The sequence below is a fragment of the Roseovarius gaetbuli genome, assembly GCF_900172365.1.
In the GTDB taxonomy this organism is placed as follows: domain Bacteria; phylum Pseudomonadota; class Alphaproteobacteria; order Rhodobacterales; family Rhodobacteraceae; genus Roseovarius; species Roseovarius gaetbuli.
Genome location: NZ_FWFJ01000002.1, coordinates 43,264 through 58,330, shown reverse-complemented (window position 1 = coordinate 58,330; position 15,067 = coordinate 43,264). Strand labels below are relative to the sequence as shown.

Annotated in this window: 15 protein-coding genes; 5 read left to right on the top strand and 10 right to left on the bottom strand. The window is 58.0% G+C overall.

Going from position 1 to position 15,067, the window contains the following annotated elements:
* Positions 1-15: 15 nt before the first annotated feature.
* The 4 genes from ROG8370_RS01510 to ROG8370_RS01495 form a co-directional block, all read right to left on the bottom strand.
* Positions 16-1,242, bottom strand: a complete 1,227-nt coding sequence (locus ROG8370_RS01510; RefSeq protein WP_085825330.1) for an MFS transporter — start codon at positions 1,240-1,242, stop codon at positions 16-18.
* Between the two features lie 84 nt (positions 1,243-1,326).
* Positions 1,327-1,707: a potassium channel family protein gene (locus ROG8370_RS01505; RefSeq protein ID WP_085825329.1), complete on the bottom strand. Its 381-nt coding sequence runs from the start codon at positions 1,705-1,707 to the stop codon at positions 1,327-1,329.
* A 6-nt stretch (positions 1,708-1,713) separates the two neighbouring features.
* Positions 1,714-2,352, bottom strand: coding sequence for a DsbA family oxidoreductase (locus ROG8370_RS01500; protein ID WP_085825328.1), 639 nt, complete (start codon positions 2,350-2,352; stop codon positions 1,714-1,716).
* The gene (locus ROG8370_RS01495; RefSeq protein WP_085825327.1) at positions 2,339-3,865 is read right to left on the bottom strand and encodes a class I adenylate-forming enzyme family protein; all 1,527 of its coding nucleotides are present in this window, start codon (positions 3,863-3,865) and stop codon (positions 2,339-2,341) included. The genes ROG8370_RS01500 and ROG8370_RS01495 overlap by 14 nt, the downstream gene beginning before the upstream one ends.
* 66 nt (positions 3,866-3,931) lie before the next feature.
* Between ROG8370_RS01495 and ROG8370_RS01490 the strand changes: the two genes are divergently transcribed.
* The 3 genes from ROG8370_RS01490 to ROG8370_RS01480 all read left to right on the top strand — a co-directional run bounded on the left by ROG8370_RS01490 (position 3,932) and on the right by ROG8370_RS01480 (position 6,245).
* Positions 3,932-4,555, top strand: a complete 624-nt coding sequence (locus tag ROG8370_RS01490; RefSeq protein ID WP_085825326.1) for a helix-turn-helix domain-containing protein — start codon at positions 3,932-3,934, stop codon at positions 4,553-4,555.
* Between the two features lie 321 nt (positions 4,556-4,876).
* Positions 4,877-5,986 (top strand): tyrosine-type recombinase/integrase, encoded by a 1,110-nt coding sequence (locus tag ROG8370_RS01485; RefSeq protein ID WP_085825325.1) that lies wholly within the window; start codon positions 4,877-4,879, stop codon positions 5,984-5,986.
* A gap of 43 nt (positions 5,987-6,029) precedes the next feature.
* A complete protein-coding gene (locus ROG8370_RS01480; protein ID WP_306372357.1) occupies positions 6,030-6,245 on the top strand; it encodes a helix-turn-helix transcriptional regulator in 216 nt (71 codons plus the stop codon).
* A 536-nt stretch (positions 6,246-6,781) separates the two neighbouring features.
* Here the strand turns inward: ROG8370_RS01480 and ROG8370_RS01475 are convergent.
* The 6 genes from ROG8370_RS01475 to ROG8370_RS01450 all read right to left on the bottom strand — a co-directional run bounded on the left by ROG8370_RS01475 (position 6,782) and on the right by ROG8370_RS01450 (position 12,578).
* Positions 6,782-7,810 (bottom strand): GlxA family transcriptional regulator, encoded by a 1,029-nt coding sequence (locus ROG8370_RS01475; RefSeq protein WP_085825324.1) that lies wholly within the window; start codon positions 7,808-7,810, stop codon positions 6,782-6,784.
* Complete coding sequence (locus ROG8370_RS01470; RefSeq protein WP_085825450.1) at positions 7,791-8,885, bottom strand: ABC transporter ATP-binding protein; 1,095 nt, start codon at positions 8,883-8,885, stop codon at positions 7,791-7,793. The genes ROG8370_RS01475 and ROG8370_RS01470 overlap by 20 nt, the downstream gene beginning before the upstream one ends.
* A gap of 2 nt (positions 8,886-8,887) precedes the next feature.
* Complete coding sequence (locus ROG8370_RS01465) at positions 8,888-9,688, bottom strand: ABC transporter permease (protein WP_085825323.1); 801 nt, start codon at positions 9,686-9,688, stop codon at positions 8,888-8,890.
* Entirely contained in the window at positions 9,685-10,533 is an 849-nt protein-coding gene (locus ROG8370_RS01460) for an ABC transporter permease (RefSeq protein ID WP_073196173.1), read from the bottom strand. Before ROG8370_RS01460 ends, ROG8370_RS01465 begins: the two co-directional genes overlap by 4 nt.
* Positions 10,534-10,607: 74 nt before the next feature.
* Positions 10,608-11,726 (bottom strand): polyamine ABC transporter substrate-binding protein, encoded by a 1,119-nt coding sequence (locus ROG8370_RS01455; protein ID WP_085825322.1) that lies wholly within the window; start codon positions 11,724-11,726, stop codon positions 10,608-10,610.
* Between the two features lie 51 nt (positions 11,727-11,777).
* Complete coding sequence (locus tag ROG8370_RS01450) at positions 11,778-12,578, bottom strand: creatininase (RefSeq protein ID WP_085825321.1); 801 nt, start codon at positions 12,576-12,578, stop codon at positions 11,778-11,780.
* Positions 12,579-12,672: 94 nt separating this feature from the next.
* Between ROG8370_RS01450 and ROG8370_RS01445 the strand changes: the two genes are divergently transcribed.
* Both ROG8370_RS01445 and ROG8370_RS01440 read left to right on the top strand, forming a co-directional pair.
* The gene (locus tag ROG8370_RS01445; protein ID WP_085825320.1) at positions 12,673-13,563 is read left to right on the top strand and encodes a LysR substrate-binding domain-containing protein; all 891 of its coding nucleotides are present in this window, start codon (positions 12,673-12,675) and stop codon (positions 13,561-13,563) included.
* Between the two features lie 114 nt (positions 13,564-13,677).
* Positions 13,678-14,898 carry a M24 family metallopeptidase gene (locus tag ROG8370_RS01440; RefSeq protein WP_085825319.1) on the top strand — a complete coding sequence of 407 codons (1,221 nt, stop codon included), beginning with the start codon at positions 13,678-13,680 and terminating at the stop codon, positions 14,896-14,898.
* Positions 14,899-15,067 lie beyond the last annotated feature (169 nt).

Below are 15,067 nucleotides of genomic sequence, written 5' to 3'. Positions count from 1 at the left end.
CAAAATTAAATTGCATCAAAATGCCAGAGCCGCGTGATGTTTGAGCCGCAACATCAGGGCATAGCCCGCAAGCACGGCGATCAGAACGCTGATATGCGAGGGCAGGGGCGTGCCCTCAAACATCTGCCCGATGGGAATGGCGAGGCTGACACTTCCGATCGTGGCGACGGCGCCGATCACGCTTGCGGCAGTGCCCGCAAGCGCGCCCATCGGCGCCATCGCAAGCGCGTTGAGATTGCCAAGCGTCAGGCCGGCCTGAAAGAAAACACTGGTCTGCCAGATCACGAAGACGGCGAATTGCGCCTGTGGCGGCAGGCCGATCATCCAGAGCGCGATCGCCAGGACCGACAGGATGATCTGTGCGCCAAGGGCAAAGCCGATCATCCGCTCCATCCCCAAACGCATGATCAGGCGGGCATTGAGAAAGCTGCCGCTTCCGGCGACAAGCGCCATCACAAAGAACCAGCGCGGAAAGCTCTCGGCGCGGTCAAAGGTCAGCTCGAAAATCGGCTGAACCATGCTGAGCGAGGTGAACAGCGTGGTCATGCAGAGCGTCTGCACCAAAATGGCAAGCCGGGTCACCGGATTGGCCAGCACCTCTTTTATGGCCGACACAATCGGGCGCGCTTGAAACGGGCGGCGGCGCTCTGGCGCCAAGGGCTCGTTCAGGCGCAGCGCCATCCACAGCGTCAGAATGCCGGCAAAAACCACGAATGCGCCAAAAACCCCGCGCCAGCCTGCAAGCGAGATGATGCCCGCGCCAAGCAGCGGCGCCATCGCCGGGGTCATGGCAAAGATCGTCATCACGAAGGACATCAGCCGCGCCATTTCGCGCCCCGAGAACATATCGCGGATGATCGCCAGCGACACGATCCGAAACGCCGCCGCGCCAAGGCCTTGCAAGACGCGCGCCGCCAAAAGCGTGGTCAGGCTTGGCGCGATCATCCCCAAAAGCGCGCCCGCGACATAGATCACCGCACCGATCATGATGATGCGTTTGCGCCCGAAGGAATCCGACAGCGGCCCGGCGATCAGCGTGCCCGCGCCAAGCCCCATCAGAAAGCTGGTGATGATAAGCTGGGCGCGGTTCGGCACCTCGGGGGTCAGCGCCTCGGCGATATGGGGCAGGCCGGGCAGCATGGCGTCGATGGAAAACGCCACCGTCGCCACCATCATCGCCATCATGGCGATGAATTCGGCCTGCGACATCGGGCGCGAGGCGGGAAGGGGGGCGGCGGGCATTGGCTGTCCTTTGGGGTGTCTGCCGCGGCGGCTTAGCATGGCGCGCAAGACGGCAGCAGTTGCGCCTGAAATCCCGAGCGGGCGTTACTGCGGAGGCCTGTCGCGATTGGCCGAAGGGGGGGCTTCTTCGGCCTGTTCCGACTCTGGCGCGGCCTTGTGGTGGTGCCCCAGCCGCGCAATCAGCCATTCGGTATGCTCTTCGCGCTTTTTCACCGCGAAAGAGCCGAATTGCTGAATGATGACGGCAAAGATGCCAAGGCCGATCATGATAAAGACCGTGGTGCCGATCTTGCCGAGGGCCGTGGCGGGCACAAGGTTGCCATAGCCGACCGTCGAAAGCGTCACGACTGTAAAGAAGTAGCTGTCAAGCCAGCTCCAGCCTTCGACCGCATGAAAAAACGCCGTGCCCCCCGCGATGATCAGGACAAGCATCGCCACAAGGGTAAGGGCTTTGGCGCGCTGCATCCCGGGTCAGGCCCCCGCCTGTGCGCCAAGCTCGTCGATCACCTTGAGCCAGAGATCGGCGGGCTGACAGCCGGGCACGGCATGCTGGCCGGCGACGATAAAGGTCGGCACGCCGGTGATGCCCATTTCACGAAACTGTTTGTCGCGATTGGCGATATCCTCTCGGTCCGCATCACTCTGCAAAAGCCGCAGGATCATCGCGCCGTCCATCGACAGGCTATCGGCCAAATCGGCCAGAACCTCGTGATCGCCAATATCGCGCCCCTCCTCAAAATAGGCCCGGAACAGCGCCATCGCCATGTCGCTCTGTACGTCCTCGATGCCCGCCCAATGGATCAGGCGATGCGCGTCAAGCGTGTTGGGGGTGCGTTTGATCCCGGAGAAATCAATCTTGAGACCAACCGCCTCGGCGCGCTCGACCACCGGGGCATAGGCGCGCATCGCGCCCTCTTTGCCGCCGAATTTATGTTCAAGATACTCGCGCCGGTCCATGCCCGCGGCGGGCATCTCGGGGTTGAGCTGGAACGGATGCCAGGCGATCTCGAAGCCATGATCGGGGCGCTCTGCAAGGGCCTGATCAAGAAGGGTTTTCCCGATGTAGCACCAGGGACAGATCGGATCGGAAACGATATCAAGCTTGACCATTCATAGCCTCGTAAATGGGCCGCAATGCGCGACGCAGGAGTTTGCCATTGGCCCCGGTCGGCAGGGCGGGCACGTGGAAATAGCCACGCGGGCGTTTATAGGCGGCCAGCTCTGCCGTGGCGAACTGATCCAGGGTTTCGGGCGGCAAGGGTTCGGGGCCAGTATAGAAGGCCATGATCAGGCGTGCATCCTGTTTTACCTCGATGTCGGTCACGGCGCATTGGGTGATGCCGGGGTGCCGGTTCAGCGCCGCCTCGACCTCAAGCGGCGAGACGCGAAAGCCGCCGGCGTTCATCATGTCATCGGCGCGCCCGAGATAGGTGATCTGGCCATCGCCGTCCATCGCGCCCTGATCGCCGGTCACGAACCAGTCGCCGTCAAATTTCTCTGCCGTCGCCTCGGGGGCGTTGAGATAGCCAAGCATAAGGCCGGGATCATCGCGGTGTACGGCGATGGTGCCCTCATGGCCAAGCGGCACCGGGCCATCCGGCCCGAGAATTGCGACACGGCGGCCGGTCTGCGGGCGCCCAAGGCTGTTGTTCGTGGCGGGATGTGCGGGGCTGCCCGAGATAAAGGTCGAGCATTCGGACATGCCGTAAGCCTCGTAAATCGCGGTGCCGGTGGCGTCTTGCCAATGCTGGCGGATCGTCTGCGACAGCTTTTCTCCAGCCGAGAGACCGTGGCGCAGATCAGGCAGATCAAAGCTCTGATCCGGCTTTAAGAGCTTGCGATAAACCCCCGGAGCTGCTGCAAAAATCGTCGCTTTTTGCTGGGCAAGCAGGCCCGGCAATTGCTCTGGAGTGATCTCGGGTGCGGGGATCAGGGCGGTGGCGCCCATCGTCCAGGGATCCATCAACCCGGTGCCAAGCGTATAGGTCCAGTTGAACGCGCCCGCATGACAGAGCCGGTCGGTGTAGCGCAGGTCATACCAGCCCTCAATCATCATCTGACGCGCCCAGATCGCGCGATGCGTGTGGCAGACCGCGCGCGGCACGCCAGAGGTGCCAGAGGTATAGATGATATAGGCAAGGCGATCCGGGTCGCCCATGTCATAGCGCGCGGCGGGCAGATCGCGCATTGCCTCAAGCGCGGGCTGGTCGATGATCGTCACGTCGGTCTCGGGACAGGCCACGCCAGGCGCGCGCAGAATCGCAGCGGGGGTGAGCGTGGTAATCATCCGCGCGACCTCGGGCGCGGTCAGCTGCGCCGAGGTCGGCACCGGCACAAGGCCCACGGCAATTGCCCCTAGATAGGCAATCGGAAATTCCACCGTGTTATCAAGGCGTATCAACACCCGGTCGCCGGGGCGCAATCCGGCCTGCAAAAGCCCGGTACCAGTCCCGAGAACCGCCGATTTCAGGCGCCCATAGCTCCAGGCCTCGGTGCCTTCCAGCCCCAGAACCGCAAGCGCGATCTTGTCAGGGCAAGCATCGGCCCGGCCCAGAACATGGGCGGCAAGGTTGAATGGCCGAGGGCAGGGGGCGGGCGGGCCCTGATCGAAAAGCGATGTCATGGGGGTGGCTTAGGCCGGGCGCGGCTTAGTTGCAAGTGCAGGGAGGTCTGCGTATAGAAAAGCGTCATGACCGATAAAGCAATCCATTCCTTGATCAGCATCAACCGCGAAGACGGGCAGAGCCCGGTGGCCGAGCCGCTCGACCTTGGCGGGCGCGTGCGCGAATTGCGCAAGGCGCGCGGCTGGACGCTGGAACAGGCGGCAAAACAGGCCGGGCTTGCCCGCTCGACCCTTTCCAAGATCGAAAACGGCCAGATGTCGCCGACCTATGAGGCGCTTAAAAAGCTGGCCCTCGGGCTTGAGATTTCGGTGCCGCAGCTCTTCACCCAACCGCAGCGCGATCAGATCAACGGGCGCATGGCGGTGACACGCTCGGGCGAGGGCGCGCAAAAGGCCACGGTGACTTATGAGCACGAATTGCTCGCCGAGGTGCTCAGCCGCAAGCGCATGCTGCCCTACCGCGCCCAGATCAGGGCCCGCAGCATTGATGAATTTGACGGCTGGGTCCGCCATGACGGCGAAGAGTTTCTCTATGTGTTGACCGGGGTGATCCGGCTTTACACCGAGTTTTATGAACCGATCGAGATGCGCCGAGGCGACAGCGCCTATTACGACGCGACCATGGGTCATAACGTGGTGTCGGTCAGTACCGAAGACGCCACCATTCTCTGGGTCACGTCGCTGTCCTGACGGCGCAATCCTGCGGTCACTTCACTTTAAGAATGCTGTCTATGGCTATGGAATAAAACCAAGTTTCCGCTAGCGCATTCGGTGGTCTGCGTGCGAGAGGCGCGGCTGAGCACGATCATTTCAAGGGGGCAAGTGGCGGACCGAGGAGGATTCGAACCCCCGACCCCTTGATTCGTAGTCAGATTCAGGGGGTACACATTGCTGTACATTGATGCGCCTATCATATATAAAAACAAGGGGTTATACCTTTTTAGATGAACATAGCTAATCACTGCATATCACCATTATGCACATGATTCATGAGACTAAAAAGAGACTAAAATGCAGATGAGACTGACAGACCTAGGCGTCAAGAAACTGTCTTTCACGGAAAAGGGGCAGGTGACCCACTGGGATGCTACGACACCTGGCTTCGGCATTCGCTGCTCCAGCAAACGAAAATCCTATGTCGTCATGTACGGTAGAGATCGACGGCTCAAGACTTTGGGTCGCTATCCGGATCTAAGTTTAGCTGATGCACGCAAACGTGCGCGGCTGTTTTTGGCCACTCAAGGGCTTTCGACCGATCCTCAGGCTGATCATGATTATCAAGCGGTAGTCGAAGCCTACTTAGAGGACTGTCGCAATCGATTGCGGGTGAGCACCCTTGAAGGCTACGTGCTCTACCTGAGCAACATAGAATTCAGTGGTGCGATTGGCAGCATCACCCAATCCGATATTCTCAAAGGAATTGAGCAATATACCCAAAGTCCTTCGAGTCAAAACTACGCCTTCACAACTTTCAAGGTGTTTTTCAACTGGGCTGTGCGCCGTCAGTATGTTGCAAGCAACCCGCTCAACGCACTGAAACGGCCAAACCGGACCGTCTCACGTGACAGGGTGCTCTCTGAAGAAGAGTTGAAGACTCTGTTGAAGTTCACCCTTGGGCACCGGGGCCGCTTCCATGACATCGTCAGCCTGCTGGCACTGACCGGTCAGAGGAAAGGGGAGGTCGCGGGGCTGCAATGGTCAGAGGTCGATGGTGACACCCTGATCTTTGGACCTGACCGCACAAAAAACAAGCGTGAGCATCGCGTGCCAGTGTGTTCGAGAGCGGTAGATCTGCTGCATGACATCGAAGGTGGTCAGATTCACGTCTTCGGTACGCCAGGCGACGATCAGCCTTATAATGGGTGGTCGAAGGCACAGCGACGGATTGTAGAAGATACAGGGTTAGCTCATTTCACGTTGCATGATTTGCGCCGGACCTTCTCCACAATTCATGCCAAACTTGGCACGCCAATTCATGTCACAGAAAAGCTGCTGAATCATGTTTCTGGGTCCATCAGCGGGGTTGCTGCGGTATACAACCGGCATTCATACATTGCAGAAATGCGGTTCGCCGTGAAGGCTTACGACGATTATCTCGCCAACTTGCTTGCCGACTGCTAGTCTGAAACTTCCTCGGGGGATTTGTCGAAACCCGAGCATCGCGATGCTCTTCTATCATGGAGAGATCGTGATGAGGATACTTTCAAAACGCCAGGTCAAGGAATTAGTCTTGTACTCACCGCAACACATCGCACGTCTGGAGAAGGCAGGCCTATTCCCCAAGCGGGTACAGCTGGGTCCGAACCGCGTGGGTTGGTTGGAGAGTGAGGTGCTGGATTGGCTCGAAGAACGGCTTGCGCGCCGCGAGGTGCCGAACTGACACTCCTGAAAGGGAGCTGGGTGGTCGGGGTTGCAAACCCGGCCACCCGACAACCGAAGCGCCTACAAGGCTATTCAGTCAGTTACTTACCAGAAGGGTGAGAAGAACATTCCTAAAAGGTCACGAGTGCTGTGTCGCTTTGGAAGACATTCCGACAAAGATTGTGATTATGTGCAGTATAAGGACCCGGAGCGATACTCCCCAAAACTATTTTACTGCACATGTTCAGGGACGCTCTGTTTCTCTTAGAACGGCGTATGTTATTTCGACGTTATGCCTGGGACAATTACGCTGCGCGGAACGCCGAGTAAGACCATTCGGGGCGGCTTTAGTTGCCCTTTAGTTTAGGTGTGATCGACTGGACGAGCGCTGAAAGTCGGGCTGTGAAGTTTAAATTCTCAAACTAAGATAGTCCCCATCTTCGGCGCAATTGGCCTCATTTGCTCACATGGAGTGGCGGCAAACATCGATCTTCCAACAGGCCAATATGGTATAGATTGACCCTTGCGGCGGTACCAAACCCTGATGCATTCAAGCTAGTTCGTTTTTCGGTATTTTCCGGGAGAGTGGCCAAAGCGTTCGCGAAAGCATTTTATGAAAACAACCGGCGAGGCAAAGCCCGAGGCGACGGCTATCTCTGTCACGCTCATGTCGGTCTCTCGCAAAAGACTATGGCCATGGTCAAGCCTGAGGTCGCGAAAGAACCTGTAGGGGGTCTTGTCGAGATATTTCATGAAAAGCCGTTCCATTTGTCGGCGTGAACATCCTGTGGCATCTGCCAGATCTTCCATCGCCGTTGGCGTTTCAATATTGGCTTGCATCAGCTTGATTGCGCGGACAAGCAAAGGGTTGCGGCTTTCGATTGCATTGCTGATCGATGTGCGCTGAGGGGATCGCTCGCTGCGGCGCTGAGCGTAGAGGCACATGTCGGCGACCAGATCGGCAAAAGGTCGGCCGTAATCGTCTTCGATGATCTCTAGCATCATGTCGGTTGCGCCCACGCCGCCACCACAAGTGAAAATCCTGCCATCCACCTCATAGGTGTTTCCGGTTACCTCCACGTCGGGAAACTTTTCGCGAAACGCGGGTTGGTTTTCCCAGTGCAATGTGGCCTTGCGCCCAGCCAACAACCCCGCCTGCGCGAGGGCAATCGCCCCCGTGCAGATCCCCCCCACACGACCACCAAAGCGGGCATGCTGGCGTAGGACCGCCTGCAATTCCTTATGGCCCTCGCCACTTCGCACAGTGCCGCCACAGACCACGAGATCGGTATCGCGCGCGCTCGGGCTTAGCGGCTGATCGACATTCACCGACATCCCGCAAGAACTGGTAGCCGCGGCGCCATCCTGCGAGGACACAGTCCAGCGATAGAGCGGGCGCTGTGCCAGTTGGTTGGCGATCCTCAGAGGGTCAAGCGCTGCGCTGAACGCTAGAAGGGTGAACTCGGGGAGCAGGTGAAAGGCGAAATGCCGCGCGGATTTGGTTGTCTCTACAGCAAAGTAAGCCGCGCCTTGCGGAATAATGGCCTCGCGGCGCTTTTCGGTGTCATTCGCCTGGCAGGACATGACAGCTATGAGACTCCCAATGCAGATTCAGGGTGCTCCCCGGATGCAGATTTACCGAAGTCAGTTCAACATGACTTTTCTGCACCTTCAACTCTTCTCCTGTTTCTGTCTCTAGAAATACAATGGCAGTGGCACCGACGAACTCCTCGCCCACCACCTTGGCCCGGATACCTGGCGTGTGGGCCCCCTCGGGGCTGATATGCATGTTCTCGGCGCTGACGGTAAAGGTTACCGCGTCTCCCAGAGATTTCGCGGGCGCATTGCTTGCAGTGACCGCAAAGCGGCCATGAACAGTCTCGACCAGCCAATCGTCACCTGATTTCTCTACCAGCCGTCCAGTGAAGATATTGGAAGAACCGAGAAATTCGGCCACGAACCGATTGCGCGGCGCGTGATAGATTTCCTGGGGCGACCCGATCTGCTCGATCTTGCCCCGGCTCATGATCACCACCCGATCCGCCATTGAAAATGCCTCGGACATGGAGTGAGTGACATAGACAAAGGTGATGCCAAGGTCTTTTTGCAGGCTCGACAGCACCGCCTGCATCCGTACCTTGAGATGCGCGTCAAGCGCCGAGAGTGGTTCATCAAGGAGCAATATCTTGGGTTCGGTCACTAGGGCGCGTGCAAGGGCCACGCGCTGCCTTTGACCACCTGAAAGTTGCGAGATGTTGCGGTCGGCGAATTCGAGAATCTGCATCTTGTCGAGCCAGTTGCGCGCCCGGGCGATACGCTCGGTCTTGCCCACGCCGCGCATCTTCAGGCTGAATTCGACGTTTTCCTGCACCGTGAGGAAGGGGAAAAGCGCAAGGCTCTGCCAGACCATCGGCGTGTCGCGGTCCCATGTGGCCTTGCCGTTCACCCGCTCGCCATCAAGCCATATATCGCCCTCGGTTGGATCATCCAATCCCGCCAGCATCCTGAGGGTGGTTGTCTTGCCACAACCCGATGAGCCCATGATCGCCAGAAACTCGCCGCGCCCGATCTCGAAATCGACCCGCTCCACGGCGGTGAAAGTGCCGAATTGCTTGACGACCCCATCAAGCTTGACGATGGCGTCGGTGTTCATGTGCATGGTCATGACTTATCCTTTGACGAATTGCGCAAGAGCATCTGCGCCAGAATGATCAGTGTGATGGAACTAACGAAGGCCAGAGAGCCGATTGCGTTGATGCGCGGGCTGACCTGTCCCTGAAGAAAGCCGAGGATTTTTACCGGCAGGGTTTCATTGAGGCCCGAGACGAACCAAGCGACCGCGAATTCATCGAAGGACACAGCCATAGTGATGAAGAGCGCGGCAAAAAGTGCTGGCTTGGTGAAGGGAATTATCACGTGGCGCAAGGTCGCCCATTCATTGCCGCCAAGGTTCCACGCGGCGGCCTCAAGATCGGGGTCCATCTGCGACAGGCGCAGGCGAATAATGGCCATGGCAAAGGGGCTGCACATCACGCCATGAGCGATGATGATCGAGATCGTGCTGCCCGACAGGTTTACCCGAGACAGGAACGCCAGCATTGCCAGCCCCATGATTACCACCGGGATGGTCGGCGGCAAAAGGGCGAGGGCGAGGTATATGTTCTTTCCGAAAAAGTTGTATCGAAAATCGGTGTAGGCCCCGCCAAAACCCAGCACCGTGGCAATCACCGCCACAATGAGCCCGACGACGACGGTGTTGAAGAATCCGGCCCAGACGAACGGATCCTCCCAGATCAGGCGATACCACTCGGTCGAGAAATGCCCCAGGGGGAGCGAGGGAAAGCGATCCGAGTTGAGCGAGAACACGAAACTGCCGAGGATCGGCGCGAAGATAAAGATCACGCAGGCCGCGATGTGCAGTTTCAGGGCCGCGTTGATCAGGCGATTGCGGTTGCCGGTCATTTGCCGCGCTCCTTGTAGGCATAAGTGATGGCGCCGAAGGCCACGGTGAGCAGCGTGCCGATCATCATTAGCGCGACGACGGCGGCGCGGGGCCATTGCTGCCCGGATTTTGTGATATCGGTGATCATGATCGAGAGCGTCGGCGGGTTGCCTCCACCCAGGTAAAGCGGGCTCACGAAATCGCCGAACGAGAGGATGAAGGCGAACAGCGCGGCAATCACAAGCCCCACCCGTGCCGAGGGCACGATCACCGCCAGCACCGTGCGCAGCCGTCCGCAGCGCAAGTTATGCGCAGCCTCGACAAAATCTCGGTTGACGAAATTGAGGCTGAACACCTGAAGCAGGATCACCAGCGGCAGGCAGAGCGTGACCATTCCCACCAGCGTGCCAAAGGTGGTGTTAAGCATTAGGAACGGCCCAATTCCGAACATGTCCAGGAATGCGTTGATAATTCCCGCATCCGACAGAAACACCTGAAGCGAATAAACCCGCACCAGATAGCTGGTGAAAAAGGGAATTATCAGGACGAAGACCAGCCATTGCTTGGCCCTCTCCGAGAGCTTGAATGAAATCGCATAGGCAGCGGGAAAGGCGATGGCGCTGGTCAATGCCGCCGACGCCGTGGCGAGCATTGCGGTGCGCGCATAGGCATCCCAAAAGGTGCCACGCGTCAGGATGCGGTCCCAATTGCCGAAATTCAGGTCCGGCGTCATCTGGAAATTGCGTACCGTCCAGAAGCTGATTGCCACGAGGAAGATCAGCGGAAAGAGGAAGAAGGCCACCTGCCAGATCAAGAGCGGCAGGGACAGCACGAGAGAAAAGAGACTGGGGCGGGATCGGGTCATTTTATGCGGCTTTCTCGGAGGCAGGAGCGGATGCGCCGGGGTCTGGGAGATGAAAGACCCCGGCAAGGCCCGCGTCAGGCGCCCTTATAGTCGGACCAGAAGTCGTTCCAGTCCTCAAGGCTCTGTTGCACGGGCAGTTGGCGGTACTTGATACGCCCCTCGCGGATCATATCCATGGCATTGTGTTGGCCCAGAACCATGTTCTGGCGCTTGGCCTCTGCGGGGTTGGTGCTGTTCAGAACCTCCCAACCCTTCTTGCTGGGGACAAGCGCTGGGTATGCGGCCATATCCGCGGATTTTGCCTGGCCGTCGGGCGACGTGATCCACTGGATCCACTTGCGGGCCATCTCGTGATTGCGCGAACCCTTGCCGATCGAGAAGGATTCGGTCCATTGCAGCCCGCCTTCTTCGGGGATCGTGGTGCGCACCTTTGCGCCGTTCTTTTCCAGAACGCCGGTGATCCAGTCGCCGATCCCGCCAAAGGCAACCATCTGTCCGTCATTGAGCGACGAGAAGGTGCCGCCATAGTCAAAAAAGCCGCCGACCTGTCCGCGCAGGGCCATGGTGGCCTCCTGCACCTTTTCCCAGGCCGCCTCGTCGATGTCATAAGGCGAGGGGTTGCCGACCGCGAGACTCATCTGACCCAGGTTCGGAAGGTGCCAGTCAAAGTGGCCCAGCTTGCCGGTGACGCGTGGATCGGAGAATACGCCATAGCTTGACGCGTCCTTCTCGCTCAGCACGTCGGTGTTATGGGCGATGCCGAGGAAGCCGAACCGCGTGATCACCGAATACAGCTTGTCGTCCTGCCAGTGGCCGGGGAATTTCTGGAACTCGGGGTAGAAATCGTCAAACGCGTAATCCGCCGGATCGAGCTGTTCGATATAGCCAGCGGCGTTCAGCTGTTGAACATACTCGGCATCCGAAAGGATGAGGTCATAGGTGCCAGCGGGCGATTGTGCGATCAGGCCAAGCATGTTGTCGCCGCCGGTATAGTACTTCGGCGTGAACTTCGCGTTGTTGGCGTCTTCGAACTCTCCGACGATATCGGGCTCTGCATGGCCATACCATGCCAGCATTGACAGGTTGACGGTCTGGGCCGCGGCGCGGATCGACAGGAAGGGAGTGGCCAGCGCCGCACCAGCGGTCATCTGGAGCAGTCGGCGGCGGGTCGGGGCGTGCGTGGTCTTGGTCATGGATATCTCCTTGGTGGTCAAAACGGTTTTTGTTCTTGGTCTCTCAACGCCTCACTCGGCGGCAATCTGATCTTTGAATGAGAACTCTGTGCGCAGCGCTTTCACGATGCCGCGCGTGCAGACGTCCAGCAGGATGTCGCCCTTTTCGGCAGAGGCGTTTTTGGGGGAGGACAGCGTGCCGCTTGCCGGTGTCCATTCAGGATGCGGCGGATAAACGTCATAGGGCGGGAATTCGGCAGGCGGATGATCGACTGCCTTTTCCAGGGCCACCATGTCGGGATAGAGGCGCAGCATCAGCGAGGTTTCCAGAACCCCGCCATGCTCAATGTCCCAGCCCAGAAAACCCTCGGGGTAAAGCTTGTCGATCGCCGCCTGATCGACGAAATCCCAATAAGAGAGCACCACAACCTTGGTGTCGTGAATGCCACTCCAGCCCAGTTCACGCAACGCGAGGTCAATGCCTTCGGCGATGAACCAGGAATTCTCGAAATGTCCATTGACGATGCAAAGCTGGCGATTGCCGTGACGGGCGAACTCGCGGATGACATCCTTGAGCGCGTTCACGAGGCTTGCGCCGTCCAGGCTGGTGGTGCCCGGAAAGAAATTGCCACCCCCCGACTTTTGTTGGGATTTGTATCCGTAGGTGAATGGCGGAGCGACAAGACCACCCGTCGCCACCGCCGCCCGACGGGCGAATTCAGTGGGCAAGAGGACATCGACATGCATCGGCATGTGGTGGCCGTGCTGTTCCATTGATCCGAGCGGGATAAAGATGGGGACAGCCCCGCCTTGAACGCGGCGCTGATACTCGGGCCAGGGTAATTCTGCTGCAAAAGCCGTATCTTGGGCCATGTTTCCCTCTTTTCTTCTAGGTTGCTGGAGCTTAGAACGGCTTGCTCTATGCGTAAAATTCATAGTATCAATGTTTGAATAAGGATTATTAATCATGCGTCATTTTGTGAACTTACAGATCGACCTTATCCGCACCTTTGTCACGGTTGTGGATCTTGGGAGCTATACCGAAACCGGACAGGTTCTCGGCCGCACGCAGCCCGCTATTTCATTGCAGGTCAAGAGGTTGGAGGATCTAGTAGGGGCCAAACTTTTGCATCACAAAGGCAAGGTCCTGGATTTGACGCCGCAGGGGCATGCTCTTATCGGCTATGCCCGCGAGATGCTGCGTCTGAATGACAGGGCGGTGGCCAATTTGCAGCAAGCCAAGTTCATGGGCACCCTCCGCGTGGGTTTGCCTACAGATTACGCGATTGAATATTTTCAGCGCATCATTGCCGATTTTTCGCGGGCGAATCCCGATGTCTCATTGGATATACGTTGCGACAGGAGCAGTGATATCCTGGGGCAGCTGCATGTTGACGAGCTGGATCTTGCCATAGCGATCACCGATACAATGCCTGCACCTTATGTGTCGCTCTACTGGTCCGAGCGGCCATTCTGGGTCTGTGGGCGTGACTATCAATTCAGCCTTGACAAGCCGGTTCAGATAATTGCCCATCCCAAGGGGTGTTTCTATCGTAAACGGATGATTGATGCCCTCAATACGGAAGGTCGCGAATGGCGGATTTGTTTTGAGAGTCCCGGCATATCCGCTCTGCAAAACGCAGTGCTTGACGGGATGGGGGTGACAGCCCTGACAAAGAAAACACTCTTGCCGGGGATGCGTGTGCTTTCCCCAAAAGAGGGGTTTCCTCCGCTGGCCAACCTGCATGTCGGCCTCTTCTATAAGCACATCAAGGCCTCTGACGCCGCGTTGAAATTGATCGAACAAATCACCGAAGGGGTAGGCGCCTTTCGCAAGCTTACGTATGCACGCAGCTAATGCGGCTCAGTCTATAGATTTGGATTTCTTATTCTAAAATCAAACCTATTAATTATGCTTTGGTCATCTTTGCTGTTAGCCGATTGGTATCGAAGACAGCGAGGAGATACCGAAATGCTTGATGATGAAATGCTGCACGTCACGGAGTGGCATAATGGTGAAAAGGAATTTTCACCCTTTTCAGACACAGAAATGGCGCGTCGCCAAAACGAGTTGCGCGTCTGGATGGCCGGTAACAACGTCGATGCGGCGTTGTTCACTTCGTATCACTGCATCAATTATTACTCGGGTTGGCTCTACTGCTATTTCGGACGTAAATATGGCATGGTTGTTGATCAAAAGAATGCCACAACGATTTCGGCGGGTATTGATGGTGGTCAGCCGTGGCGCCGGACCTTTGGCAGCAACATCACCTATACCGACTGGCGGCGCGACAACTTCTACCGCGCGGTGCAGGGGCTGACCAAGGGCGCCAAGCGGGTCGGGATCGAGTTCGACCACGTATCGCTTGAGTATCGCCAGTTGATTCAGGATGCTCTGCCTGGCGTCGAACTGGTCGATATCAGCCAGGCGTCGATGTGGATGCGCACCATCAAATCAGCCGAAGAAATCACGCTTATCAAGGAAGGCGCGCGGATCTGCGACGTGGGCGGCTATGCTGTCGCCGGTGCCGTCCAGGCGGGCGTGCCCGAGCATGAGGTTGCCATCGCTGGCACCAATGCGATGATCCGCGAGATAGCCAAATCCTTTCCGTTTGTAGAGTTGATGGACACCTGGACATGGTTTCAGTCGGGTATCAACACGGATGGCGCCCATAACCCGGTGACCAATCGCGTGGTGCAGTCGGGCGATATCCTCAGCCTCAACACCTTTCCGATGATCTTTGGCTACTACACGGCACTTGAGCGGACTTTGTTTTGCGATAGCGTCGATGATGCCAGCCTCGATATCTGGCAAAAGAACGTCGCGGTGCATGAGCGCGGGCTTGAACTGATGAAGCCGGGCGCGCGCTGCATGGATATCGCCAAGGAACTCAACGAGATGTATCGCGAATGGGATCTGCTCAAGTACCGTTCCTTTGGCTATGGCCACAGCTTTGGCGTGCTGAGCCACTATTATGGCCGCGAGGCAGGGGTTGAGCTGCGCGAGGATATCGACACGGAGCTGAAACCCGGAATGGTCGTCTCGATGGAGCCGATGGTCATGATCCCAGAGGGTCGCCCCGGCGCGGGCGGATACCGCGAGCATGATATTCTGGTGATTGGCGAAGATGGGGCCGAGAACATCACCGGCTTCCCCTTTGGTCCCGAGCATAACATCGTGGGCAAGGGCTGAGCGTTCCGTGCGCAAAGCCCTCGATAGACTTATTGCTGCGGTCAGCGTCGGATTGACGCTGGCCGCATTATTCATTCTGAATCAAGCGGGAGATGGACGTGTCGCCGTCTTTCGATATGGCGCGTTTACCCAAGTCGCCCCAGTGCCTCGCCAGGTTGCTGAAGACTGA